The sequence below is a fragment of the Streptomyces prunicolor NBRC 13075 genome, assembly GCF_000367365.1.
Classification (GTDB): Bacteria; Actinomycetota; Actinomycetes; order Streptomycetales; family Streptomycetaceae; genus Streptomyces; species Streptomyces prunicolor.
Window position 1 is genome coordinate 1 of the sequence record NZ_BARF01000034.1, and the last position, 24,007, is coordinate 24,007.

Below are 24,007 nucleotides of genomic sequence, written 5' to 3' on the forward strand. Positions count from 1 at the left end.
CGGCTGGCGGCTGGCGGCTGGCGGCTGGCGGCTGGCGGCTGGCGGCTGGCGGCGAACGATGCGAGAGAGAGCCGGGCCGCAGGCCGCAGGAACCTTGGGCCGGTCGCCTCCGGCAAAACCCGCCGGACCGAGCCACCAGACCCAGACCCAGCCCCACCCACCGGACCGAGCCCCAGACCGAACCGCCCGCCCCTCCCTCACCCGGCGACACCGCCCGACCAAGCACACCAACGCCCCCGCCCAGGACGCACTCGCTCCAGCGCCCTGCCCAGCGCAGCGCAGCCAGGCCAGGCCAGGCCCAAGACGCCCCCCTACGGCACCTAAGAAACCCCACCCGCCGCAACCACCAGCGCCGAGCGCAACGCCTCCGCCACTTCGGCCGCCGCCAACGCCGCCCCCGGCGCCACGTCCGTCACCGCCCCCGGCGCCTCATCCGTCACGCCCTCGCTCGCGTGCCGCCAGGCGAACCGTTCCACCGCCGCGCGCAGTGCCGCGTTGAGCATCGCCGCCTGGATCATGGGGCGTAGGTCGTCGGCCGGTAGGCCCGCGCGGTGGGCCAGGGCCTGGGCGAAGGCGGGTTCCGCCTCGTCGTAGGTCTGGAGCCAGATCGCGCGCAGGCCCGGTTCCGTGCGAGTGAGGCGTACCAGTGCGGTGCCGGTCGCGCCGTCGGGGCCGGTGGCGGCGAGGACGCCGGTCGCGAGGGCCGGGTCGAAGAGTTCCTCCAGGGCGTGGCCGGGCGGCCACTCCCGCAGCCGGGCGGCGATCACGTCGATACCGGCCGAGAAGAGCGGCCGTACGCAACTCTCCTTGCTCGGGAAGTAACGCCACACGGTGCGCGCGGAGACGCCGACCGCCTGGCCGATCTGTTCGCCGGTGGTCGCCGTGACGCCCTGGGCGACGAACAGTTCCACCGCGGCCCGGGCGATCTCCAGGCGGATCTCGGTCTTGCGTGCCTCGGTGAGAGGCGGTCGTCCCGTGCGTCCGCTGGGTGCGGTCATCGGTTCCCCTCCGGCTGCGGTCGTGACCTCCCGGAATTCTCCCTCATGACATGACTCCCACACGACTTCATGTCACTCGAAGACATTAAGTCGTATGGTGAGGGGAACGCACAACGGAACAGGAGCACCTCATGGCCAGTGGACTCGACGGACGCAGCGTCATCGTCACCGGAGCGGGTTCGGGCATCGGGCGGGCCGCCGCCCTGGCCTTCGCCGCGGAAGGCGCCAAGGTCGTGGTGGCCGATCTGAACGCCGACGGCGCCGAGGCGGTCGTCAAGGAGATCGAGCAGGCGGGCGGTACCGCCGTCGCGGTCACGGGCGACCTGAGCGAGCAGGCGGTCGTGGACGAGGTGGCCGCGACCGCCGTGGAGCGGTTCGGCGGGGTCGACGTGCTGGTGAACAACGCGGGGATCATGGACCGCATGTCGGCGGTGGCGGACGTGGCCGACGCCGAGTGGGACCGGGTCATCCGGGTCAATCTGACCGCGCCCTTCCTGCTCACCCGAGCCGTACTGCCGCACATGCTGACGGCGGGCCGGGGCGCGATCGTGAACACCGCTTCCGAGGCCGGCCTCCGGGGCAGCGCGGCCGGCGCCGCCTACACGGCCTCCAAGCACGGGGTCGTGGGCCTGACCCGGTCCCTCGCCGTCATGTATCGCAAGCAGGGCATCCGCGCGAACGCCATCGCCCCGGGCGCCACGGCGACCAACATCTCCATGGACGCCGACCGCACGGCCCACGGCCCGGCGACGCTCGGCCCGCACTTCGTCAACATCGGCAAGCTGGCCCAGCCCGAGGAGCAGGCCGCAGCGATCGTGTTCCTCGCCTCGGACGCGGCGAGGAACATCAACGGCGTGATCCTGCCCGTCGACGACGGCTGGTCGGCGGTCTGACGACTCCGCCCCGGAGCACTCGGCAGGCTGCGCCCTACGACCCTGGACGCTCGGCAGCGCCCTGCACGAAGAGCCGCGCCAGCCGCTGCCCCGTCTCCACGGCCGCGGCATGGTCCTCGATGGGCTTCACCCGCGAGTCCTTGAACACGATGTAGGTGACCCCGGCGCCCGTCCCGCCGCCGCGCGGGTCGGTGCGGATGCCCAGGCCCTTGGCCGTGGCGTACGACGCCTCGCCGATGATGTCGTGCGGACCGACGTCTCCTACGACGGCGTACTGCACCCGGTCCCGGTAGACGACGACGGCGACCGAGCCGCCGCGTACGCCGTGGTCCCGGTGGTTCCAGCGGGCGCTCGCGGCGGGGACCACGATGTACGGGAGCTGTTCGGCGTTCAGATAGCGGCCGTCGGACTGCTGGAACGCGGTCATCGAGGAGAAGAGCGGGTCGGTGCGCGCGTTGCAGCGGGCGCCGGCCTGGCCGTCGCAGTCGATGTCCATGTCCGCCTTCCAGAAGACGGCCTCCTTGGTGCCGCAGACCGGGATCGTCGCGCGCTCCCCGTCGTCGCTGCGGTACCGGCCGCGCGAGACGGGGATGCAGTCACGCACCTTGGCCAGCAGGTCGGCGGCGCGGACGTCCCCCTCGCGCAGCGCCGCCGGCCCCGTCTGAGGCCGGACGAAGGCGACGGGTGCGGTGGGCAGTGTGGTCGGGGCGAGCAGGGCGGCGCCGGCCGCGGCCAGCGTCAGCGACTGGACACGCACGATAGAGGACCCTCTCCTGGGGGATCTGACGGACACTCAGCCCACCCTGGTACCGGTCCGATCGAGCGGCCACCGGTAGGGGGCCGGACGGTGCACCCCCCGAATTCCTGACGCCGCCGGGGACCTGACCTCGCGTCACTCCCGACGGGGACCGGGGACCCGAGCCCGTGTCGGCTCCGGCCACCCGGCCGCCCGCGCCGGCGCGGGATCAGCGACGACAGCGTTCCGCGCCACCGGCATGAACTGCCCACTCCCAGGGGCGAGTTCAGCCGTGAGTGCCTCAGCATACGTAACCCCCGTGACCGGTCGGCAACGGCGCCCCTCTTGATGCGGTCGCATCACCCGGGTCATATTGGTCCGGACCTTTTCGTCGTGTGGTGCCCGCGCAATGCCGGGAGGCAGAAACGTGCGACGCGTCCGTGCCACCCCCGCCCTCCTCCGTGCCGCCCTCGCTCTCCCCCGTACGGTCCTGGTGTGCGCCGCGCTCCTGCTGCTCGCCTCCTGCGCCACGAGTGTCGAGGAGGACGGCCACGCCCCCGGCGCCCCGGCCGGAGTCACGGCGGCGGCGGGGAGCGCGACCAGCGTGCACGTCATGTGGGACGCGGTGACCGCGAACCCGGGCGTCGGCACCTACGAGATATATCGGGGCACCACGAAAGTGAAGGAAGTACCGGGTTCCGAGCACATGGTGGATGTCACCAGGCTCACGCCCGCCACCGTGTACGCCTTCACCGTGCGGGCCCGGGACACCGACGGCCGCCTGGGTCCACGCAGCCGGGAGGTCCGGGCGCGGACACCGGTCGCCGTCGCGGCGGACCACTCGGCGCCCACCCGTCCGAGCGCACCGCAGGGCCGGGTCATCGGCAGCCGGGCGGTCCAGCTGTCCTGGGGCGGCTCCACGGACAACCGGGGTGTGGTGTCGTACGACATCTATCAGGGCGGGGCGAAGATCCACAGTGTGGGCGGAGCCCAGACCGCGACCGTGGTCACGGGGCTGCGGCCGAGCACGCGCTACTCCTTCACCGTGCGGGCGCGGGACGCCGCCGACAATCTCTCGCCCGCGAGCACGACCGTCCCGCTCACCACCGCGCCGGGCAGTGACGACGGGGAGGGCACCGCTCCCACGGAGTTCCGCGCGACCACGCACCGGGGCGACGACGGGGCGTACTACATCGACCTGTCCTGGGTGCCACCGCGCACGGACGGCGTGGTCACGGAGTACCAGATCCGCCTCGACGGACAGCCGGCCACCTCGCTGGTCTGGGGCGGGACCGCGCCGCGCGATCGTGCGAAGTACAGCTTCTACACGGGCCGAGACGCCGGGGTCAGCCATCAGGTGCGGCTCAGGGCGCGGTTGCCGGACGGTACGTGGGGAGGGTTCTCGGCGGAACGGACGGTGACGACGGGCGGTACCGGTACCGCCACGCCGTAGGGGATCCAGCGGCCCCGCCGACGAAAAGAGCGAAGAGCGTCACGAGACAGCCGGTGAGAACGGCCGCCCCGGCTGCGGTCAGGGACGGGTTCATCACGGTTTCCCCAAGAGTCGTTCAACGAATTTCCTCCCGCTTTAGCCTTGCAACTGGGGATCTGACGGGATGTTCGACCTGCACAGGGACGAACGCCGTTGAACGGGGGACTGCGGGTGCTCGACGACCAACGTCGGGATGCGCTGGGGGAGTTGACTCACCGCTTCAGAGCGGCGATGACGATCGATCAACTGGCCCCAGCGCTGAAGATGGATCCGTTGCCGCTGTTCCGGCTCCGCGAACAGGCACGGGATCGGGGGAAATGATGAGTGACTGGTACTGGCAACAGTCCGAAGAGGACAGAAGGACAGCCATCGCCGCGGCTGACCGGCTGGCCGACGGACTGAGTTCGGGCTGGCAGCCGCAGGAGATGCCGGCGCCGTTCCACCTGCGGCCGGGCGAGGGCTGCTTCAGCCAGGAGAACACCCAGGTTCTCCAGTATCTGGAGGGCGACGGGACGTACACGCACACGTCCGCCTCCGGATCGGGCGCCATCGGCGTCGCCCTGGTCGTGGGCAGCATGCTCGGCAATCACGCCCGTCGTCAGCGGGCGGCGGCGGAGGCCGCACCTCGCCTGCGTGTGGTCGACGCCGGCCGCATGTACCTCACGAACCGCCGGTTCTCGGTACAGGGGCAGCATCAGTGGATCGACCTGTGGTTCGAGGACATTCGGATGTCCAGCTGTGACGGGGCCTCGGTATTCCTGACCATGGGGAGCATTCCGGCGGTCGCGCTGCGCGTCTGGCCCGCTCCGTACCACTTCGCGCTCTTCCGCTGGCTGGCCCACGACGAGATCATCCGCTCGTCGGCGCCCACCCCACCGGCACAGCCCAGGCAGCCGCCCGCGATAGGCCCCGGCCACCCCGGCGGGCGACCCGACGGCCGGTGAGCGCGTCCCCGGACTTCGCACGGTGGGCAGCCCGCCACGGAATCCTGCGGTCCGTCGCCGCTGCCCACCCCTGACGGCGCCTCATCTCTGAGCCGGACGAAGGAATCCGTCACCTGCCCGGTCCCCGTCCGCATGCGGGACCGGCCGGGGACGCGTTGGCTTCCTTGGAGGCAGCACGGCCGTTTCCCGATCCCGGCGGCGCAAGGGATGTTCCGCCAACCGTGCCGCCGGAGGGCAGTCCCATGCGCACTTTTCAGCTACTACTACGCTCCGGCCTGACCGTGACAGCCGCCGCCGCTCTTCCCCTCGCCCTGACTGCCGGAACCGCCGGCGCGGCGTCGGGGATCTCCGTGAGCACGACCGGGACCACCGTCTCGGTCACGACCAGCGCGTGCTCCCAGAACCGCACCACCGGTGTCTGGGGCACCGGCTCGCTCCTGACCAGCAGCCAGGGGAGCTTCGCCGAGGGCCGGAAGGCAACCTTGGCGGGGACGACCGTCAGCCAGTCCACCGCCTGGACCAACGTCACCCCGGGCACCTACACGGTCATCGTCATGTGCCAGAACGTCAGCACGCCCGCGGGCACCCAGTCCGTGATCGTGTCCAGGTCCACGACCCCCACGGCCACGGCCTCGCCCACCCGCGGCGTGATGGGCGGCCTCGGCGGGGCCACCAAGGACTACGGCCCGCTCACCCTGGCGACGGGCGGCGGCCTGGTCGCAGTCGGCGTCCTCGCGACGGCCTGGTTCCTGCGCAGACGCGCGAAGCCGTACCGCCTCTGACCGTGCCCGACCACGAGGGGCCGCCCGACGCCGGGCGGCCCCTCCCCCATGTCCTACGACGACTCGTCCCCACGCCCCCACACACACGCCCCCCACGCGCTACGACAGCTCGGCGAACTCCTCGATCGCGTGCGTCAGCCACTGCGTCCAGAAGGTCTCCAGGTCGATGCCCGCGCGCAGCACCAGGTGCTGGAGCCGGTCCTGGGGGCTGTCCCTGCCGGGTGGGAAGTCGCGCTTCTCGATCTCCTCGTACTCCGCCAACTGCCGCTGGTGCAGGGCGAGATGACGGCGCAGGTCGGTCTCGATGCCGTCCGTGCCGACCACCGCCGCCGCGCGCAACCGCAACAGCATCGTGTCGCGCAGCGGCTTGGGGTCCTGGGAGGACGCGGTCCAGCGGGCCAGCTCGGCGCGGCCCGCTGGCAGGACCTCGTACCGCTTCTTCTGGCCGCGGGCCGGCTGCTCGGACGCGAGCGCCCTGATCTGACCCTCGGCCTCCAGTTTTCCCAGCTCGCGATAGATCTGCTGGTGCGTCGCCGACCAGAAGTAACCGATCGACCGGTCGAAGCGCCGGGTCAGTTCGAGACCCGAGGACGGCTTCTCCAGAAGGGCGGTGAGGATCGCGTGCGGGAGTGACATGGAGGTCATCCTAGGGACGGGCCTCGGGCCTCAGAGGGCGGCCGCGACCTCGGTGCCCTGCTTGATGGCGCGCTTGGCGTCGAGTTCGGCGGCCACGTCGGCACCGCCGATGAGGTGCACGTTGCGGCCGGCGGCGGTCAACTCGTCGTAGAGGTCGCGGCGCGGGTCCTGCCCTGTGCACAGGACGACCGTGTCGACCTCCAGGACCGTGGAGCGGCCGTCGACGGTGACATGCAGTCCGGCGTCGTCGATCAGGTCGTACTGAACGCCCGGGACCATGGTGACGCCCCGGTGCTTGAGTTCGGTGCGGTGGATCCAGCCCGTGGTCTTGCCGAGGCCGGCGCCGACCTTGGTCGCTTTGCGCTGGAGGAGGTGGACGCTGCGCGGCGGGGCGGGGCGCTCGGGCGCGGTGAGGCCGCCGGGGGCCGCGTAGTCCATGTCGACGCCCCAGGCGCGGAAGTACGTCGCCGGGTCCTCGCTCGCCTTGTCGCCGCCGTCCGTGAGGAACTCGGCGACGTCGAAGCCGATGCCGCCCGCACCGAGGATCGCGACGCGGTCGCCGACGGGGACGCGGTCGCGCAGGACGTCGAGGTAGCCGACGACGCTGGGGTGGTCGACGCCCGGGATGTCGGGGGTGCGCGGGGTGACACCGGTGGCGACGACTACCTCGTCGTAGTCGCCCAAGTCCCCTGCCGTCACGGGCGTGTTGAGGCGTACGTCGACCTCGTGCTCGTCGAGCCGGGTGCGGAAGTAGCGCAGCGTCTCGTCGAACTCCTGCTTGCCCGGGACCTGTCGGGCGACGTTGAGCTGTCCGCCGATCTCGTTCGCGGCGTCGTACAACGTCACCTGGTGGCCGCACTCGGCGGCGGAGACCGCGCACGCGAGACCCGCCGGACCCGCACCCACCACCGCGACGCGTTTGCTCAACCGCGTTGGGGCGAGGACGAGTTCGGTCTCGTGGCAGGCGCGCGGGTTGACCAGGCAGGAGGTGATCTTGCCGCTGAAGGTGTGGTCGAGGCAGGCCTGGTTGCAGCCGATGCAGGTGTTGATCGCGTCGGAGCGGTCGGCCGCGGCCTTGGCGACGAAGTCCGGGTCGGCGAGCATCGGGCGGGCCATCGACACCATGTCGGCGTACCCGTCGGCGAGCAACTGCTCCGCCAGCTCAGGGGTGTTGATGCGGTTGGTGGTGACGAGCGGGATCGAGACCGCACCCATCAGTTTCTTGGTCACCCAGGTGTACGCCCCGCGCGGCACCGAGGTCGCGATGGTCGGGATGCGGGCCTCGTGCCAGCCGATGCCGGTGTTGATGATGGTCGCCCCTGCGGCCTCAACTGCCTTGGCCAGCATGACGACTTCGTCGAGCGTGGAGCCGCCCGGCACCAGGTCCAGCATCGACAGCCGGTAGACGATGATGAAGTCCTCGCCGACCGCCTCGCGCACCCGGCGCACGATCTCGACGGGGAAGCGCGTCCGGTTCTCGTACGAGCCGCCCCAGCGGTCGTCGCGGTGGTTGGTCTGCGCGGCGATGAACTCGTTGATGAGGTAGCCCTCGGAGCCCATGATCTCGACGCCGTCGTAACCGGCCTGCCGGGCGAGACGGGCCGCGCGAACGTAGTCCTCGACGGTCTGCTCGACCTCGGCGTCGGTGAGCGCGCGGGGCGGGAAGGGGCTGATCGGCGCCTGGACGGCGCTCGGCGCGACGAGGTCCTGGTGGTAGGCGTACCGCCCGAAGTGCAGGATCTGCATCGCGATCCGCCCGCCCTCGCGGTGCACGGCGGCGGTGATCTCGGTGTGCTGTTCGGCCTCGGCGTCGGTGGTGAGCTTGGCGCCGCCCTCATACGGCCGTCCCGCTTCGTTGGGCGCGATGCCGCCGGTGACGATCAGGCCGACTCCGCCACGCGCGCGTGCCGCGTAGAACTCCGCCATGCGCTCGAACCCACGCTCGGCCTCTTCCAGGCCTATGTGCATGGAGCCCATGAGGACGCGGTTGGGCAGTGTGGTGAAGCCCAGGTCGAGCGGGTTCAGCAGGTGGGGGTAACGGCTCATCGGGGCCTCCGTGCGCGGTGTCGTGCCTCTTTTGTAGAGGACACGGAGGCGGTTATGCAACTAGTTGCACAATCGGGAGAGGGTGAGCTTTCTCGCCCCACACGGCCTCCCCCGGGGTCGTCAGCCCCCCGATTCGCCGATTCACAGGGATTTATTACCTGTTCTTTATCGCCCGCCCCCGAGAATCACAGGCAGGCGTGCCGGTGGGATGCCGCGCGCGTGGCCTAGGGAGCGAGCCGTGACGCACGATCCTGAGCACGAAGCCGGCGACAACGCGGCGATACCTCCGATGCCCGACCACGCACCCGAGATGGAGGTGCTCACCGGACCCGGTGGCGCGGAGCGTGACTACGGCCTCGCCCTGTTGTGGCGGCAGCGGTCGCGGCGGGCCCGGGCGGTGATCGCCGCGGCCACCGTGGGTGTGCTGGCGCTCGGCGGGACCGTCGCCTACGCGGCGACCTCGGGGAGTTCGGGCAACGACGCGCTGCCCGCCGCCGCGGGGACCCCGTCCGGATCGCCCTCGCCCGGTGGGCCCGGCTCCCGGCACGGGGGCGGGATGTGGTTCGGGTTCGGGGTCGGCGGTACGGCCGTGCACGGCGAGGCGACGGTCAAGGACAGCACCACCGGCAAGTGGGTCGTACGGATCTGGCAGCGCGGCACGGTCACGAAGGCGGACGGCGACCAGGTCACCGTGAAGAGCGACGACGGCACCTCGTGGACCTGGACCATGGGCTCCGGCGCCACGGCCCAGGGCGCCGCCGCTCTCAAGAAGGGCGACACGGCCTCCCTGACCGGCACCCGCTCCGACAGCGGCACCCGGACCGCCGACCGGGCCTTCACGGGCGCCTTCGACCGCAAGGGCCCGGGCGACCGCCCGAGCGGGTTCCCGAGCCGCGGCCACGCCTGGGAGCACGGCGGCGGTGGCCCGAACGCCTCCCCCAACCCGTCCGACGGCGCCCCGAGCCCCGCGCCGAGCCCGTCCGGCAGCGGCGCTACGACCTGACCGGCCTCCCCGCCCTGACACCGATCACGACGTTCGCGTAGGACTCCTCGGAGTGGGCCGACCGTGTCTCCAGCCCGGCGCTGGTGAACGCCTCGACGGCGGACGGGAGTTGACGTTCGCTGGTCTCGACGAGCAGGCAGCCGCCGGGGGCGAGCCAGTCGGGCGCCCCGGTGGCGACCTCGCGAAGTATGTCGAGGCCGTCGGTGCCGCCGTCGAGGGCGACCAGCGGTTCGTGCTCGCGGGCCTCGGCGGGCAGCAGACCGACCTCGCCGGTGGGGACGTACGGGACATTGGCCGCGAGGATGTCGACCCGGCCGCGCAACGCGTGGGGCAGCGCCGCGAACAGGTCGCCCGCGTGGACCTGTCCGCCGTAGGGAGCGACATTGCGGCGGGCACAGCGCACGGCGGCGGGGTCGATGTCGGCGGCGTGCAGTTCGACCCGGCCGAGCGCCGCGGCGAGGGCCGCGCCGACCGCGCCGCTGCCGCAGCACAGGTCCACGACGACGGACGCGTCCGGGGCGTGCGCGAGGGCCTGTTCGACGAGGAACTCGGTACGGCGGCGGGGCACGAACACGCCGGGTTCCACGTCGATGCGCAGACCGCTGAACTCGGCCCAGCCGACGACGTGTTCGAGGGGCAGGCCCGCGACCCGGCGGTCCACCATGGCATCGAGTTCGTCCGGGGTGCGCGCGGCGGAGAGGATCAGTCGCGCCTCGTCCTCGGCGAAGACACAGCCCGCGGCACGGAGCGCGACGACGACGGAGGCGGGGGAAAGAGGGGGCATGAAAGCCGAGAGCCTTTCGGGAGGTAGCCGAAGGGCGCTCTCGCGGTCACCTACTGGCGGTGATCCGAGCTGTCCTGAGGTGAGAGCACCCGGCCTGACACAGCGGAAATGGGTCTCACCTCCAGGGAGTTCAAGGCCGGGAACGTCCGCGACCGGTGAGCAACAGTACCCGAACCACCGGGCCCGCGAGGGGCCGACCCCCTACCTGAGTTGTACTCTGCAACAACCAGGAGATCGAGGGAGATTCCAGTGCGAGCGGACCGGGCAGTGGAGACCATCCAGCGCGAGATGACGACCTTCGCCCGGCGTGCCCGGGCCTCGGCGGGCCGGCTCCACCCCGAGCTGTCGCTGGTGTCGTACACCCTGCTCGGTCACCTGGAGGAGCAGGAGGGCTGCCGGGCCACCGACCTGGCCGCGCACTACGCCCTCGACAAGTCCACGGTCAGCCGTCAGGTCGCCGCCCTGGAGCGCGCCGACCTGATCGAGCGCCGCCCCGATCCCGAGGACCACCGCGTCCAGGTCCTGCACCTCACCGCCGCGGGCCGCCGGATCCTCGCCCAGGTCACCGAGAACCGCCAGGCCGCCTTCCGCGAACGCCTCGCGGACTGGCCGGAGGAGGACCTGACCCGGTTCGCCGCCTATCTGGAGCGCTACAACACGTGGCCGGGCGGAACCGAGGACGGCGGCTGAGCGGCCCTCGTCCCTTCGGTTCTACGCGCGGTTCTACGACACCCCGACGGACCGCGTCTGGGCGAGGTGCTCCGGCGCCCGTGCCGCGAGGAACGCCGTGGTCCGGCGCAGCCGGAAGCCCAGGGACTCGTACAGCCGTATGGCGGTGGTGTTGCCGGCACCGGTGTGCAGGAACGGGGTCTCGCCGCGTTCGCGGATGCCGTGGGCGACGGCGAGGATGAGGCGGCTGGCGAGGCCCTCGCCGCGGGCGGAGGGGTCGGTGCAGACGGCGCTGATCTCGGTCCAGCCGGGCGGGTGGAGCCGTTCGCCGGCCATGGCGATAAGGGCGCCGTTGCGGCGGATGCCGAGGTAGGTGCCGAGTTCGACGGTGCGGGGCAGGAACGGGCCGGGCCTGGTCCGTTCCACGAGGTCGAGCATCTCGGGGACGTCGGCGGGGCCGAGGAGGATCGCCTCCGGGTCCGGTGCGGCGGCCAGCCCGTCGTCCACCATCTGCACACCGTCCATGTCGAGGGTGATCTCCCAGTCCTCCGGAATCTGCCCCCTGCAGCCGAAGAGCGTGATCTCGGCGCCGGGGCCGGCGAGCGTGGCCACGTCCGCCCAGTCGTCGGCGTCGGGCTCGTCGGGCAGGGCCAGCCACGGAGACACGTCGACCGGGTAGCGCAGGACCCGGCCGCGCCGCTCGGCGAAGTGCCCGTGCGGGCCGGTGAGGGCGGCGCGGGCGGGGTTGTCGAGGACGCGTTCGTCGGACCTGCTCATGCGCCGACGACCTCGATCACGATCTTGCCGCGGGCGTGGCCGTCCTCGACGGTGCGCAGGGCCTCGCCGGCCCGGTCCAGCGGGAAGGTCCGCGTCACGTGCGGGTCCAGCTCGCCGTCGACCACGAGCTGCGCGACCGCGTCGAGGACGGCCGCGTTGCGGGCGCGTTCGACGCGGGCGCCGCCGAGCTTCTCGACCTCGGGGGCGGGGGCTCCGGCGGTGACGAGCTTCGTGCGGTCGGTGAGGAGGCCGGCGGCCTCGGCGAGCACCTCGCCGCCGACGAGGTCGTAGACGCCGTCGACGCCGTCCGGGGCGGCTGCCCGTACCCGTGTGGCCAGGTCCGGTCCGGACGGGACGTGGCGGGCACCCAGCGACTCCACCAGGTCCTTCTTGCCCTCGCTCGCCACGCCCACGGCGCGCAGTCCCAGCGCGCGGGCGATCTGCAGGGCCGCGGAGCCGACGCCGCCGCCCGCGCCGGTGACCAGCACGGTCGCGCCGGCGGGCAGGTCGAGCTGGTGGATGCCGTCGTACGCGGTCGCCGCGGCGACAGGCAGGGTGGCCGCGTCCTGGAAGGACAGCCCGGCGGGCTTGTGCGCGGCCACCGTCACGGGCAGCAGGGCGTACTCGGCGTATCCGCCGGCCACGGTGGATCCGAACACCTCGTCGCCGACGGCGAATCCGTCGACTCCGGCGCCGATCTCCCGCACGACTCCGGAGGCCTCCTGGCCGAAGACCGCGGGGAACGCGCGTGAGTCGGTCTCGCCGGGGCGTCGGTAGCCGGTACGCACCTTCCAGTCGACCGGGTTCACCCCGGCCGCGGTCACCGCGACGAGGACTTCACCGGGGCCGGGACTGGGCCTGTCGACCTCGACGAGCGCCTCGGTCTCGGGTCCCCCGTAACGCGTGAAGACGTACGCCTTCGGCATCTGGTCCCTCACTCTCCTTCGCAGTCACCGGATCACCGGATCACCGGTGGTCACGTGTGGTCACCACACCAGCACGGCCGGCGGTTGTCGGCACTCGAGCCGCATTGAAGACCAAGGTCGATCCCCGGGCCGCTATTCCCCGGCGCGGGGAGAGTTCATACGGCCGCAATGATCGTCGAGCATCCTCGGACCTGGGCATACCTCGTGGACGCGTACCGTTGAAACGAGAAACCACTGATCACGCTCGCCCGGCGGACCCGCGCCGCGGCGGCCTGGAGGCTCCACCCGTATGCACGTCACCCGAGGCTTCACCGGACGCCCCCGTGTCCCCGACGCCGGCCTGCCGCCCGGTCAGTACGACGCGGGTGACGACTGGCCCGTCCTGTCCGCCGAGGTCACCCCGGACCTGGCACCGGCCGACTGGACGTTCCGTGTCGACGGCCTGGTCGAAGAGCCGCGCACCTGGGACTGGACGCAGGCCCACGAACTGCCCGCGTCGGCCTACGAGGGTGACATCCACTGTGTGACGAGTTGGTCGAAGTTCGGGGTGCGGTTCGGGGGCGTCTCACTGGACGCCTTCTTCAATGTGGTGCGGCCCCATGTGTCCGCCACACATGTGGTCGCGTATTCGCACACCGGGTACACCACGAACCTCCCGCTCGAAGACGTGACCGGCGGACGCGCCTGGATCGCCTGGGAGTACGACGGCAGGCCGCTGCCCGCCGAGCACGGTGGCCCGGCCCGGCTGCTGGTGCCGCATCTGTACTTCTGGAAGAGCGCCAAGTGGATCGCGGGCCTGCGTCTCCTCGACCACGACGAGCCGGGCTTCTGGGAGCAGAACGGCTATCACGCCCGGGGCAACCCCTGGGAGGAACAGCGGTACTCCGGTGACTGACACCTTCGCGCCCACCACCAGGTTCGCGGTGCCGGGACGCATCGCCGTGAGCAACCGCGCCGCCGCCGTGTGGCAGACCGCCACGCTCACCGAGATCCGCCGGGAGACCCCGCACGCCTCGACGTTCCGGTTTGCGGTGCCCGGCTGGACAGGCCATCTGGCGGGGCAGCATCTGATGCTGCGGCTGCGCGCCGAGGACGGCTATGTGGCGCAGCGCCACTACTCGATCGCCTCGCACCCGGACGACGCCGGGCATGTGGAGCTGACCCTGGACCATGTCGAGGGCGGCGAGGTGTCGGGCTGGTTCCACACGGTGGCCGAGCCCGGTGACGAGGTCGAGGTGCGCGGCCCGCTGAGCGGCTTCTTCGCCTGGCCAGGCGACCGGCCCGCGCTGCTGCTGGGCGCCGGTTCCGGGGTCGTACCGCTGATGTCGATGCTCCGCCAGCACCGGGCACGGGACCTGTCCGTACCGCTGCGACTGGTGGTGTCGGCGCGCAGTCCCGAGGAGTTGATCTACGCGCGGGAGTACGGCGCGGAGACCACGGCCGTGTTCACGCGCAGTGCGCCACACGGTGTGCCGGTGGGACGTATGGCCGCCGCACATGTGGAACCGCTCCTGGCCGAGCAGCCTGCCGGTGGGTGGGAGGCCTATGTGTGCGGCTCCAACGGGTTCGCCGAGCATGCCTCGCGGCTGCTGGTCGAGGCGGGCCAGCCGGTGGACCGCATCCGCATCGAGCGCTTCGGCTGAGGTTCGGCTCGGTGACACGCGGCCTCCCGGGCTGATCCACCCGGCTCCGGTTGAGGGAAGTACCTCGGAGGGGGTACGACTGCTGTGTGGACGCTCGCATGCGTGCGCGGTGTCGAGGCGGCGGCGGACCGGCCCCACAAGGGGCTTTTGGCCTTGCGGTTCCTCGGCTCCGGTGACGGCGAGGAGGTCGGCATGCGGACCGGAGTGCGGAGTGAGCACGGAGGGCACAATCCGCTGCGCCGCCGGTCGGACGTCGTGGAGGCCTGGACGGCGCTGGCCGTGACGCTCCTGCTGTTCGTCGGCGCTCCCCTGGCCGGCGCCGCCGCGGGGCTGTGGGCCCACGACCAGGCCCGGACCATCGCCGCGACCCAGCGGGCCGACCGCCACAGCGTCCACGCGAAGGTGATCGGCAACCTGCCCGCCGCACTCCCCTCGGTCGAGGAGAACCGCCCGCGCAGCTTCCCGGTGACGGTGCGCTGGACGGAACCGGGCAAGGGAGCGCGTACGGCCACGGTCGCGGTCCCGGCGGACACGGGGCGCGGTGACGTGGTGGACGTATGGCTCGACGCCAAGGGCCGCAGTGTCTCCCCGCCACCGGGTGAAGTGGCCGTCTGGCAGCACACGTTGACCGTCGGCATCTGGTCGGCGAGCGGTGTGGTGGGCCTGACTCTCCTCGCGCGCACGATGACCCGACGGGTCGCGCTGCGACACCGGTTGGCCGAGTGGGAACGGGACTGGGCGCTCACGGAACCGCAGTGGACTCGACGGCGGGCGTGAACACGACGGGCTGCGACGGGCGCCGCAGACGTGGCACACCCACCACGATCACCCCGACCGACCGAGCACCTCAACACCCCACGACCGCAAGCCGGTTGACCCACCGCCCCCGCAATCCGCCCGCAGCCCCTACACCGCCCGCTGCATCCGCCGGGCCACCCGCCCATGGTCCCGCAGCACATCCCCCAGCGCGGCCAGCACCGGCTCGCCCCGCTCCACCAGCACCCGCCCGCCCACAACGGTCGTCCACGCCCGCGCGGGCCCGCACCGCAGCCACGCCTCGACGGGATCGCTCAGCGCCCCGGCCAGCGCGACCTCGTGCAGGTCCCAGACCACCAGGTCGGCACACGCGCCCGGCCGCAGGTGCCCCAACTCGTCGGCGCGGCCCAGACACCGCGCCGAACCCCGGGTGGCGATGTCGAGGGCGTCCCGCGCGGTCATCGCACCGGGCCCGCCCCGGTACCGGCCCAGCAGCAGAGCGCCCCGCGTCTCCATCCACAGCGAGGCATGGTCGGTCGAGGCGGAGCCGTCGCAGCCGATGCCCACCGGCAGACCCAGCTCGCGCATCTCCTTCACCCTGGCCGTGCCGCCGCCGATGAGCATGTTGGAGCTGGGGCAGTGCGCCACACCGACGCCCGCCGCGGCGAGGCGGCGCAGTTCGTCGTCGTTCGGGTAGATGCAGTGCGCGACCCACGTGCGGTCGCTCATCCACCCGGTGTCCTCGAAGTACTCGACGGGCCGGCAGCCGTAGGTCTCCAGGCAGTAGGTGTCCTCGTCGCGGTCCTCGGCGAGGTGCGTGTGCAGGCGTACGTCGTACCGCTCGGCGAGTTCCGCGGTCGCCGTCATCACCTCCTTGGTGACCGAGAACGGCGAGCAGGGCGCGAGCGCGACCCGGACCAGCGCGCCCGGTTCCGGGTCGTGGTGGGCCTTGATCAGCCGCTCGCTGTCGGCGAGCACCTCGTCGGTGCTCTGGGTGACGCTCCTCGGCGGCAGTCCCCCGTCCTCGACGGACCGGGTCATCGAACCGCGGGTCGCGTGGAAGCGGAAGCCGATGTCACGGGCGGCGCGGATCTCGGCGTCGACCAGGTAGGGGCGTGGATGCACATAGAGGTGGTCGGAGGATGTGGTGCAGCCGCCCATGAGGAGTTCCGCCATACCGACGTACGCGGACACGTAGGCGGCCTCCTCGTCGAGGCGGGCCCACAGCGGGTAGAGCGTGGTCAGCCAGTCGAAGAGGGTGCCGTTGACGGCGGGGGCGTAGGAGCGGGTGAGGTTCTGGTAGATGTGGTGGTGCGTGTTGATCAGACCTGGGGTGACGAGCCGCCCGGTCGCCGAGACGGTCGTAGCGGCATCGGGTTCGGATCCTCGCGCGCCGACGGCGGTGACCCGACCACCCGTGACGGCGACCCAGCCGCCCGGGATCTCCCGCTCACCGTCCACGACGAGCAGTTCGGCGTCCTTGACCAGCAGATCCACGGCAGACGACATGCCGACAGGGTAGGCGCGGGGCGCCGCAAAAGCCTGGCGAGTCCTCCGATGTCACACGTACGGTGTGATCATCCGCACCCACACTTCACAAAGGCGGTCACCGATGGCCCTGTTCGACCTTCCGCTCGACGAACTCCGCGACTACCGCAGCGATTCCGCCGAGCCCGAGGACTTCGACGCCTTCTGGTCGAAGACCCTCCAGGAGGCCCGCGAGCACGATCTGAACGCCCGCTTCGAACCGGTCGACACGGGACTGTCCACGGTGAAGGTGTACGACGTGACGTTCGCCGGGTTCGGCGGTCACCCGGTGAAGGGCTGGCTTCGGCTGCCGGCCGACGCGGCCCAACCCCTGCCGCTGGTCGTGGAGTTCGTCGGCTACGGCGGCGGGCGCGGTCTTCCGCACGAGAACCTGCTCTGGGCCTCGACGGGCCGCGCGCACTTCGTCATGGACACGCGCGGGCAGGGCAGCGCGTGGGGCGGCGGCGGTGGCACCCCGGACCCGGTGGGCGGCGCGCCCGCGTATCCCGGCTTCATGACCCGGGGCATCGACGCCCCCGAGAACTACTACTACCGCCGCGTGTTCACGGACGGCGTGCGGGCCGTCGAGGCGGCCCGTTCGCACCCACTGGTCGATCCCGCGCGCACAGTGGCCCTCGGTGCGAGCCAGGGCGGCGGCATCACCATCGCCGTGGGCGGGCTGGTCGGGGACCTGGCCGCCATCGCGCCGGACGTACCGTTCCTGTGCGACTACCCGCGCGCCGCGACCCTCACGGACCGCGACCCGTACCGGGAGATCGGCAACTATCTGAAGACCCATCGTGGCCGCACCGAGGATGTCCTGCGCACGCTCTCGTACTTCGACAGCGTCCACTTCGCGTCCCGGGGCCGCGCCCCCGCCCTCTTCTCGACCGCCCTGGAGGACCAGACCTGCCCGCCCTCCACGGTGTTCGCCGCGTTCAACGCCTGGGCCCACGAGGACAAGAAGATCGAGGTGTACGACTTCAACGGCCATGAGGGCGGCGGTCCTTACCAGGAGGCGGCCAAGCTGGACTGGCTGCGGTCGTACGTCTGAGGAGTGCCCACATGACCATGGCCACCAGTGAGGCCGCCGAGCGGTTCGTGCGCGTCTGGGCGCGGGGCTGGGCGGAACACGATGTGGACGCGTTGCTGGAGTTGTACGCCGAGGACTGCGTCCACCGCTCGATGCCGTTCCGCGAACCGCACCGGGGGCGGGCCGAGTTGGCCGCATATCTCCGGTGGTCGTTCGCGGCGGAGCAGGTGAGCGATGTGCGGTTCTCGACACCCGTCATCGGTCAACACGGTGTCGCCGTGGCCGAGTTCAGGGTGCTGGCCGAGGAGGACGGCGAGCCGTCCACGCTGGCCGGATGTGTCTTCGTGCGCTTCGACGGCGACGGTCTGGCCGTGGAGACCCGCGACTACTGGCACGCGGAGGCGGGGCACCGGGAGCCGACCGGCACCTTGTTCCTGAACTGAGCGTACGACGCCTTCCGGTCAGTCCGACCAGTCGGTATGTTCAGGACGTCCGGACCGCAGCGTCGCGGCCCGGACGTCCGGCACACCACGGAGGCCCCATGTCCGAGCACCAGCCAGCCGTCGACGGCCACTGCGACCCCCGCTTCACGGCGGTGCGCACGGCGTTCGAGGAGAACTTCCGGGACCGGGACGACCTGGGCGCCGCGGTGACCGTCACCGTGGGCGGCGAGACCGTGGTCGACCTGTGGGGCGGCTGGGCCGACCCGGCGCGGACCCGCCCCTGGGAGCGGGACACGCTGGTCAACGTGTGGTCGACGACGAAGGGCCCGGTGGCCCTGTGCGCCCACATCCTCGCCGACCGCGGCCTGCTCGACCTCGACGCCCCGGTGACCACGTACTGGCCGGAGTTCGCCGCCGCGGGCAAGGAGAACGTCCTCGTACGACACCTGCTCTCGCACCGCGCCGGACTGGCCGGGCTGCGTGAGCCGCACTCTCTCGCACAGCTCTACGACTGGGAGTTGACGACCGAGCGGCTCGCGGCGATGGAGCCCTGGTGGGAGCCGGGCACACAGTCCGGGTACCACGCGATCACCTACGGCTTCCTCGTCGGCGAAGTGGTGCGCCGTGTCTCGGGGTTGCTCCCGAGCGCCTTCCTGGAGCGCGAGGTCACCGGCCCGCTCGGGATCGACTTCACCATCGGGCTGCCGGAGAAGGAGGCCGGCCGGGCGGCCGAGCTGGTGCATCCGCCCGCCGCGTCGGCGAGCGAACAAGCCGCGATCTTCAGCCAGTTGGCGCCCGCGGCCATCGCCGCGCTGGCCAATCCGATGCCGGGCGCGACCGAGGCCAACAGCCCGGAGTGGCGCGCCGCGGAGATCCCGGCCGCGAACGGCCACGGCACCGCACGCGCGATCGACGCGCTCTACGGCGTCTTCGCCGGGCACGGAACCCACGACGGCCACCGCGTCCTCTCCCCCGAGGCGGTCGAGCGGGTGCGCGAGGGGCAGGGCAGCTGCCGCGACCTGGTGATCGGCGCGGGCTTCGCACACGAGACGGAGATCGGGCTCGGCCTGTGGCTCAGCGGCCCGAACGGATCGTACGGTCCGAACCCGAGGGCTTTCGGACACGACGGCTTCGGCGGCTCCTTCGGTCTGGCCGACCCGGAGGCGGGGGTGTCGATGGGCTATGTGATGAACCGGATGGGCGCCCATATCGCCGACGACCCACGGAAGATGGGCCTGATCGACGCCGCGTACGGCGCGCTGTGAGGAGTGATCGGCGCGGGTCGGTTTCGGCCTAACTGCCCTGCCGCTCTTCCCTGGTGGTTTAGACCAATGCTAGATCTGGTCGCGCAACGAGCCCGCACGGCTACGAATTGTCACCGGTTCTACCATCAGTCTTGTCACCAACAGGAGGCGCGGCATGGCCCGCACCACCCCCCACGACCACCCGACCGCCGACGACCAGCCCCTCTACGGGAGGGTCGCCACCCAACTGCTCGGCGAACTCCACGACGGCACCATCCCGCCCGGCGAACGTCTGCCCGGCGAACGGCAGTTGGCCGAGCACTTCCAGGTCAGCCGGGAGACCGTACGGCAGGCGCTGGAGGTGCTGCGCAGGGACGGCCTGGTCGCCACCGACCGGCGCGGCAGCCACGCCACCCTGGCCGGGCAGCCCGTCGAGACCCCCTCCTCCCTCACCTTCCCGGTCGGCGCCCGCAGCACGGACCCGACCGGCTTCGACCGGGCCACCGTGACCTGGGAGACTCCCCCGCCGGACCACGCCGAGGCCCTGGGCATCGCCCCGCACCGACCGACCCTCGTCCACCGCTACGCGTCCGCGGCGGCCGACGGCAGCGGACTCCGTACGGCCGTCACGTCCTTCTCGGCGGTGGCGCTGGCCGAGGTGGAGGAACTGGCCCGCTACCGCGACCGCGCCGACGGCTCCGCCGCCGCCCAACTCCGGCGCACCTACGACTGGATGCGCCGGGCGGGTCTGACCCTGCACCACCGGGACGCCATCACCCAGGTCGCGAACGCGCCCTCGGTCCGCGTGACCCGCCGCGTGCACGACCAGTACGCGCGCCCGCTGGAGATCACCGACCTGGTGGTGGAGGCCCAACAGGACGCCCTGATCTATGAGTTCACGCTGCCCGCAGCAGGCTGACACCAGAACGTCGGCGCGCGGCGGGTCCCAACTCGCCGCGCGCCCACCGGAGTTCAGGCACTCGTGAGCACGACCAGCTGCTGCGTCGCCCGGGTCATCGCCACATAGTGGTCGACGGCTCCCTCGATGCCCTCACCGAACTTCTCCGGGTCGAGAAGGACGACCAGGTCGAACTCAAGTCCCTTGGACAGCTCGGGAGTCAGCGCCCGGACGCGGGGCCTCGCCCGGAAGACGGCCTTCTCGATCTCGGCCGTACCGATGACACAGCCGATCCCGTCCGCGTGCTCGGCGAGCCAGGTGTCGAGGACCGACTCCAGGTCGGAGGTGGGTCCGTGGGCCACGGGGATGCCGCTGCTGCGGATCGAGGTCGGCACGTTGGCGTCCGGGAGCACGGCACGGATGACCGGCTCGGCCTCCGTCATGATCTCTTCCGGGGTGCGGTAGTTGACGGTCAGGGAGGCGAGGTTGATCCGGTCGAGGCCGATCCGCTTCAGCCGTTCCTGCCACGACTCGGTGAACCCGTGCCGGGCCTGGGCGCGGTCGCCGACGATGGTGAAGCTGCGGGACGGGCAGCGCAGCAGGAGCATCTGCCATTCCGCGTCGGTGAGTTCCTGTGCCTCGTCCACGACGATGTGCGCGAACGGCCCGGCCAGCAGGTCGGGTTCGATGGCGGACACCTGTGCGGCCTCGTCGATCAGCGCGTCCCGTAGGTCCTTTCCGTGGAGCATGCCCATCGCGCCCTCGCTCTCGTCGATCTCGACGTTCTGCAGCAGGCTGTCGATGACGTCGGTCCGGCGCGCGTGTTCGGCGACCACGGCGGCTTCCTGTCGGCGCTTGCGGCGCGCCGACTCCGGGTCGCCGAGCCGTTGCCGTGCCGCGTCGAGCAACGGCAGGTCGGACACCGTCCAGGCCTGGGCGTCCGCTCGCTGCAACCGCTGGACCTCGTCACGGCTCAACGAGGGGGCGCACTTGCGCAGGTAGGCCGGGACCGTCCACAGATCCCCGACGAGGTCGGCCGCCTCCAGCAGCGGCCACGCGCGGTTGAAGGCGGTGAGCAGCTCCCTGTTCTGCCGCAGCGAGCGCCGGAGCTGCTCGGGCGTGACCTGCCCGTCCTCCCCGTCCCGCGGCGAGGCGGTGTCGTCGTGCTTGTCCACCAGGATCGTGAGCAGCTCCTGCCAGACCTGCTCGCGCCCCTCGTTGTGCGGGGTGCCGGGTTCGGCCGCCTCGAACGCGACCGCCCAGTCCTCGGCGCTCAGCCAGATGTCGGACCAGTGGGTGGTGACGTTCATGCCCTTGGTGGGCGGCTCCTCGTAGAACCGCACGGCGGGCTCGATCGCCCGCACCAGCTGCACGGACGACTTCAGGCGGGCCACCTCCGGATCGGCCTCGACGACCGCCGCGGCGCCCTCGGCGACGAGGTCCCGCAGGATGCAGGTCTGCACGCCCTCCTCGCCGAGGCTGGGGAGGACGTCGGCGACGTAGTCCAGGTAGGGCCGGTGCGGACCGACGAACAGCACGCCGCCCCTGCGGTGGCCGAGGCGCGGGTCGGAGTAGAGGAGGTAGGCGGAGCGGTGCAGGGCGACGACGGTCTTGCCGGTGCCGGGGCCGCCGTCGACGACCAGCGCGCCGCGTGATCCCGCGCGGATGATGGCGTCCTGGTCGGCCTGGATGGTGCCGAGCACATCGCGCATCCGGCCCGAGCGGTTGCCGCCGAGGCTGGCGATGAACGCGGACTGGTCGTCGAGCGCGGCGTGCCCGACGAAGCCGTCGGCGGTGAACACCTCGTCCCAGTAGTCGCTGATCCGGCCGCGCGTCCAGCGGTACCTGCGGCGGCTCGCCAGACCCATCGGGTTGGCGTGAGTGGCGCCGAAGAACGGCTCGGCCGCGGGCGAGCGCCAGTCGAGCAGCAGCTGTCGGCCCGTGCTGTCGGTGAGACCGAGCCGCCCGATGTACACGGGCTCGGATGTGTTGGTGTCCACCATGTGGCCAAGACACAGGTCCAGGCCGAAGCGACGTAGGGTGCGCAGCCGTGTGGTGAGCCGGTGGATCTCCGTGTCCCGGTCCATCGCCGCCCGGCCGATGCCGCCGGGTGCCCTGCGCTCGGTGTCGAGCTGCTCGGTCAGTTCCGCGATCGACCGGTCGAGGCTTTCCGCGATCGCCGCGAAGTGCTGCTCGTCGGCGGCGATCAGCGCCGGGTCGGCCTTGGCGGCGAGCCGGTCGGGAAGGTCGAAGGCGCTGGTGGTCAGGGGGTTCACGGCATCAATTCCGATCTGGGTCGCTCACGGCCCGGCGTGCGGCTGGGCGTGGGGACCGGTGCGTGCGGTTTCTCGTGTGCTCGGTTCGGCCGGTTCACGCGTGCGTGGACCGCCCTTCCCCGCTGACCATGTCGTGGAGCATCTTCGCGGCCACCGTCGTCCCGTCGGTGCGGAGCAGGCCGGCCACGGTCCGTGCCCGGGTCCGGATATCGGGGGCCAGGACGGTGGTGAGCGCGGCCGACAGGGAATCGTAGGTCGGCGTTGGACCGTCGTGTGCGACGCCGATGCCCAGCTCGGCCACCCGCGCAGCCCAGTATGGCTGGTCCACGATCTGCGGCACGACCACCTGAGGCGCGCCGGACAGCGTGGCCGCCGTCGTGGTGCCCGCGCCGCCATGGTGTACGACCGCGGCCACCCGGCCGAACAGCGCCTGGTGGTTGACCTCGCCCACGCCGAAACAGTCGTCCCGGTCGTCGATCGGAGCCAGGTCCGCCCAGCCGCGGCCGAGTACGACACGACGGCCCTGCGCGCGGACCGCTTCGACGGCGATCCGGGCGGCGTCCGGCGAGGTGCGCAGGGCCATGCTCCCGAACCCCACGTACACCGGCTCCGCACCGGCCCGCAGGAACGCCTCCAGATCCGCCGGGAGCGGGCGCTCGTCGGGCAGGATCCACGACCCGGTCACCGCGAGGTCGAGATCCGTCTGGTCCTGCCACGGGAACAGATCCGGGTCCGAGGCCAGCCACGGCCGCTCGGTGAACGCGTGGTCGCGGACGTTGTCCACCGGCGGCAGACCGATCGCCGCCCGGTGCCGGTTCTCCGCCTCGCGGTACAGCGCGTTCACCCGCTGGGCGTCCTCCTCCCACAGCACCTTGTTGTCGGTCTCCTCTGGGGAGGACTGATGGCCGGGCCGCGACAGCGGCCGGTGCTTCGACGACGGCAGACCGGCCGTGTGGAAGCAGGCGAACACATAGTGGATGCCCAGTTTCTCGGCCACCGAGCGGGCGCCGGTCGGCATCAGGCCGCTCGCCAGCAGCACGTCACACCCCTCGGCCGCCGGCAGCAGCGTCTCGTACCGGGCGGCGACCAGCTCGGGCGCGAGCCGGAACGCGGTCGCCGCCGACGGCGGCTTCGCCCCGGTCACCACCGAGCGCACCGACGGGCCGAGCGGCACCAGCGGCACACCGGCCCGGGCCAGCAGCTCCACGAACTCCTCGTCCGGCGGCGCGGCGACGCGCACCTCCGCGCCGAGTTCCAGCAGACGCGACGCGAGTCCCGCCACGGGTTCGACATCCCCGCGCGATCCCCACGTCGTCAACAACACACGCATTCCGCGACTCCCGTTTCCGCAGGTCATGCCCTCAGGCCGGACATTCTGCGGCACGACGGGGGCCTTGCCGCAAGCCCCCCGGTGCGCTATACGTTAAGAAGGGAAGAGGAGTGAGTACGCCTCCCTTTCCACTCTCCCCCACAGGCCTCGCGAAGTCCGCGGCGAAAAAAC

The 24,007-nt window shown here is 71.8% G+C and carries 24 protein-coding genes; 14 read left to right on the forward strand and 10 right to left on the reverse strand.

Going from position 1 to position 24,007, the window contains the following annotated elements; genetic code table 11:
• Positions 1–320: 320 nt before the first annotated feature.
• Positions 321–998, reverse strand: coding sequence for a TetR/AcrR family transcriptional regulator (locus SPR02S_RS15780; RefSeq protein WP_019057945.1), 678 nt, complete (start codon positions 996–998; stop codon positions 321–323).
• A 131-nt stretch (positions 999–1,129) separates the two neighbouring features.
• Here SPR02S_RS15780 and SPR02S_RS15785 point away from each other — a divergent pair, with 131 nt between their 5' ends.
• Complete coding sequence (locus SPR02S_RS15785) at positions 1,130–1,891, forward strand: SDR family NAD(P)-dependent oxidoreductase (RefSeq protein ID WP_019057946.1); 762 nt, start codon at positions 1,130–1,132, stop codon at positions 1,889–1,891.
• Between the two features lie 34 nt (positions 1,892–1,925).
• Here SPR02S_RS15785 and SPR02S_RS15790 read toward each other — a convergent pair whose 3' ends face one another.
• Positions 1,926–2,648, reverse strand: a complete 723-nt coding sequence (locus tag SPR02S_RS15790; RefSeq protein ID WP_019057947.1) for a glycoside hydrolase family 75 protein — start codon at positions 2,646–2,648, stop codon at positions 1,926–1,928.
• Between the two features lie 406 nt (positions 2,649–3,054).
• Between SPR02S_RS15790 and SPR02S_RS15795 the strand changes: the two genes are divergently transcribed.
• From SPR02S_RS15795 to SPR02S_RS15810, 4 genes are all read left to right on the forward strand, one after another.
• The gene (locus tag SPR02S_RS15795) at positions 3,055–4,080 is read left to right on the forward strand and encodes a fibronectin type III domain-containing protein (protein ID WP_019057948.1); all 1,026 of its coding nucleotides are present in this window, start codon (positions 3,055–3,057) and stop codon (positions 4,078–4,080) included.
• 210 nt (positions 4,081–4,290) lie between these two features.
• Positions 4,291–4,440 (forward strand): hypothetical protein, encoded by a 150-nt coding sequence (locus tag SPR02S_RS63125; protein WP_158697836.1) that lies wholly within the window; start codon positions 4,291–4,293, stop codon positions 4,438–4,440.
• Positions 4,437–5,063: a hypothetical protein gene (locus SPR02S_RS15805; RefSeq protein ID WP_019057949.1), complete on the forward strand. Its 627-nt coding sequence runs from the start codon at positions 4,437–4,439 to the stop codon at positions 5,061–5,063. The genes SPR02S_RS63125 and SPR02S_RS15805 overlap by 4 nt, the downstream gene beginning before the upstream one ends.
• Before the next feature lie 242 nt (positions 5,064–5,305).
• Complete coding sequence (locus SPR02S_RS15810; RefSeq protein WP_019057950.1) at positions 5,306–5,845, forward strand: hypothetical protein; 540 nt, start codon at positions 5,306–5,308, stop codon at positions 5,843–5,845.
• A gap of 99 nt (positions 5,846–5,944) precedes the next feature.
• Here SPR02S_RS15810 and SPR02S_RS15815 read toward each other — a convergent pair whose 3' ends face one another.
• Positions 5,945–6,481 carry a PadR family transcriptional regulator gene (locus tag SPR02S_RS15815; RefSeq protein WP_019057951.1) on the reverse strand — a complete coding sequence of 179 codons (537 nt, stop codon included), beginning with the start codon at positions 6,479–6,481 and terminating at the stop codon, positions 5,945–5,947.
• Between the two features lie 30 nt (positions 6,482–6,511).
• Complete coding sequence (locus SPR02S_RS15820; protein ID WP_019057952.1) at positions 6,512–8,527, reverse strand: NADPH-dependent 2,4-dienoyl-CoA reductase; 2,016 nt, start codon at positions 8,525–8,527, stop codon at positions 6,512–6,514.
• A 238-nt stretch (positions 8,528–8,765) separates the two neighbouring features.
• On the opposite strand from SPR02S_RS15820, the gene SPR02S_RS15825 reads away from it, so the two are divergent.
• Positions 8,766–9,530, forward strand: a complete 765-nt coding sequence (locus SPR02S_RS15825; protein WP_019057953.1) for a hypothetical protein — start codon at positions 8,766–8,768, stop codon at positions 9,528–9,530.
• On the opposite strand, the gene SPR02S_RS15830 is transcribed toward SPR02S_RS15825, so the two are convergent.
• Positions 9,520–10,314 (reverse strand): putative protein N(5)-glutamine methyltransferase, encoded by a 795-nt coding sequence (locus tag SPR02S_RS15830; RefSeq protein ID WP_019057954.1) that lies wholly within the window; start codon positions 10,312–10,314, stop codon positions 9,520–9,522. The two genes, SPR02S_RS15825 and SPR02S_RS15830, sit on opposite strands and share 11 nt — an antisense overlap.
• 288 nt (positions 10,315–10,602) lie before the next feature.
• Here SPR02S_RS15830 and SPR02S_RS15835 point away from each other — a divergent pair, with 288 nt between their 5' ends.
• Positions 10,603–11,004, forward strand: coding sequence for a MarR family winged helix-turn-helix transcriptional regulator (locus SPR02S_RS15835; RefSeq protein ID WP_052346992.1), 402 nt, complete (start codon positions 10,603–10,605; stop codon positions 11,002–11,004).
• 33 nt (positions 11,005–11,037) lie between these two features.
• On the opposite strand, the gene SPR02S_RS15840 is transcribed toward SPR02S_RS15835, so the two are convergent.
• Together SPR02S_RS15840 and SPR02S_RS15845 are read right to left on the reverse strand one after the other, a co-directional pair.
• Positions 11,038–11,760, reverse strand: a complete 723-nt coding sequence (locus tag SPR02S_RS15840; RefSeq protein ID WP_019057956.1) for a GNAT family N-acetyltransferase — start codon at positions 11,758–11,760, stop codon at positions 11,038–11,040.
• Complete coding sequence (locus SPR02S_RS15845; protein WP_019057957.1) at positions 11,757–12,686, reverse strand: NADP-dependent oxidoreductase; 930 nt, start codon at positions 12,684–12,686, stop codon at positions 11,757–11,759. The genes SPR02S_RS15840 and SPR02S_RS15845 overlap by 4 nt, the downstream gene beginning before the upstream one ends.
• A gap of 289 nt (positions 12,687–12,975) precedes the next feature.
• Here SPR02S_RS15845 and SPR02S_RS15850 point away from each other — a divergent pair, with 289 nt between their 5' ends.
• From SPR02S_RS15850 to SPR02S_RS15860, 3 genes are all read left to right on the forward strand, one after another.
• Positions 12,976–13,581, forward strand: a complete 606-nt coding sequence (locus SPR02S_RS15850) for a sulfite oxidase-like oxidoreductase (protein WP_019057958.1) — start codon at positions 12,976–12,978, stop codon at positions 13,579–13,581.
• A complete protein-coding gene (locus tag SPR02S_RS15855; protein ID WP_019057959.1) occupies positions 13,574–14,329 on the forward strand; it encodes a ferredoxin reductase in 756 nt (251 codons plus the stop codon). The genes SPR02S_RS15850 and SPR02S_RS15855 overlap by 8 nt, the downstream gene beginning before the upstream one ends.
• A gap of 192 nt (positions 14,330–14,521) precedes the next feature.
• On the forward strand, positions 14,522–15,106 hold the full coding sequence (locus SPR02S_RS15860; protein WP_026150582.1) for an Rv1733c family protein: 585 nt from the start codon (positions 14,522–14,524) through the stop codon (positions 15,104–15,106).
• Positions 15,107–15,235: 129 nt separating this feature from the next.
• Here the strand turns inward: SPR02S_RS15860 and SPR02S_RS15865 are convergent, their stop codons facing one another.
• On the reverse strand, positions 15,236–16,594 hold the full coding sequence (locus tag SPR02S_RS15865) for an 8-oxoguanine deaminase (protein ID WP_043258309.1): 1,359 nt from the start codon (positions 16,592–16,594) through the stop codon (positions 15,236–15,238).
• A 103-nt stretch (positions 16,595–16,697) separates the two neighbouring features.
• On the opposite strand from SPR02S_RS15865, the gene SPR02S_RS15870 reads away from it, so the two are divergent.
• The 4 genes from SPR02S_RS15870 (at position 16,698) to SPR02S_RS15885 (ending at position 20,251) form a co-directional block, all read left to right on the forward strand.
• The gene (locus tag SPR02S_RS15870) at positions 16,698–17,666 is read left to right on the forward strand and encodes an acetylxylan esterase (protein ID WP_019057962.1); all 969 of its coding nucleotides are present in this window, start codon (positions 16,698–16,700) and stop codon (positions 17,664–17,666) included.
• Between the two features lie 17 nt (positions 17,667–17,683).
• Positions 17,684–18,088, forward strand: coding sequence for a nuclear transport factor 2 family protein (locus tag SPR02S_RS15875; protein WP_043258316.1), 405 nt, complete (start codon positions 17,684–17,686; stop codon positions 18,086–18,088).
• 98 nt (positions 18,089–18,186) lie between these two features.
• Entirely contained in the window at positions 18,187–19,353 is a 1,167-nt protein-coding gene (locus SPR02S_RS15880; RefSeq protein ID WP_019057964.1) for an EstA family serine hydrolase, read from the forward strand.
• A gap of 154 nt (positions 19,354–19,507) precedes the next feature.
• A complete protein-coding gene (locus SPR02S_RS15885; RefSeq protein WP_019057965.1) occupies positions 19,508–20,251 on the forward strand; it encodes a GntR family transcriptional regulator in 744 nt (247 codons plus the stop codon).
• Positions 20,252–20,304: 53 nt separating this feature from the next.
• Here the strand turns inward: SPR02S_RS15885 and helR are convergent, their stop codons facing one another.
• Positions 20,305–22,506, reverse strand: a complete 2,202-nt coding sequence (gene helR, locus SPR02S_RS15890) for an RNA polymerase recycling motor ATPase HelR (protein ID WP_019057966.1) — start codon at positions 22,504–22,506, stop codon at positions 20,305–20,307.
• 94 nt (positions 22,507–22,600) lie between these two features.
• Positions 22,601–23,836, reverse strand: a complete 1,236-nt coding sequence (locus SPR02S_RS15895) for a glycosyltransferase (protein ID WP_019057967.1) — start codon at positions 23,834–23,836, stop codon at positions 22,601–22,603.
• Positions 23,837–24,007 lie beyond the last annotated feature (171 nt).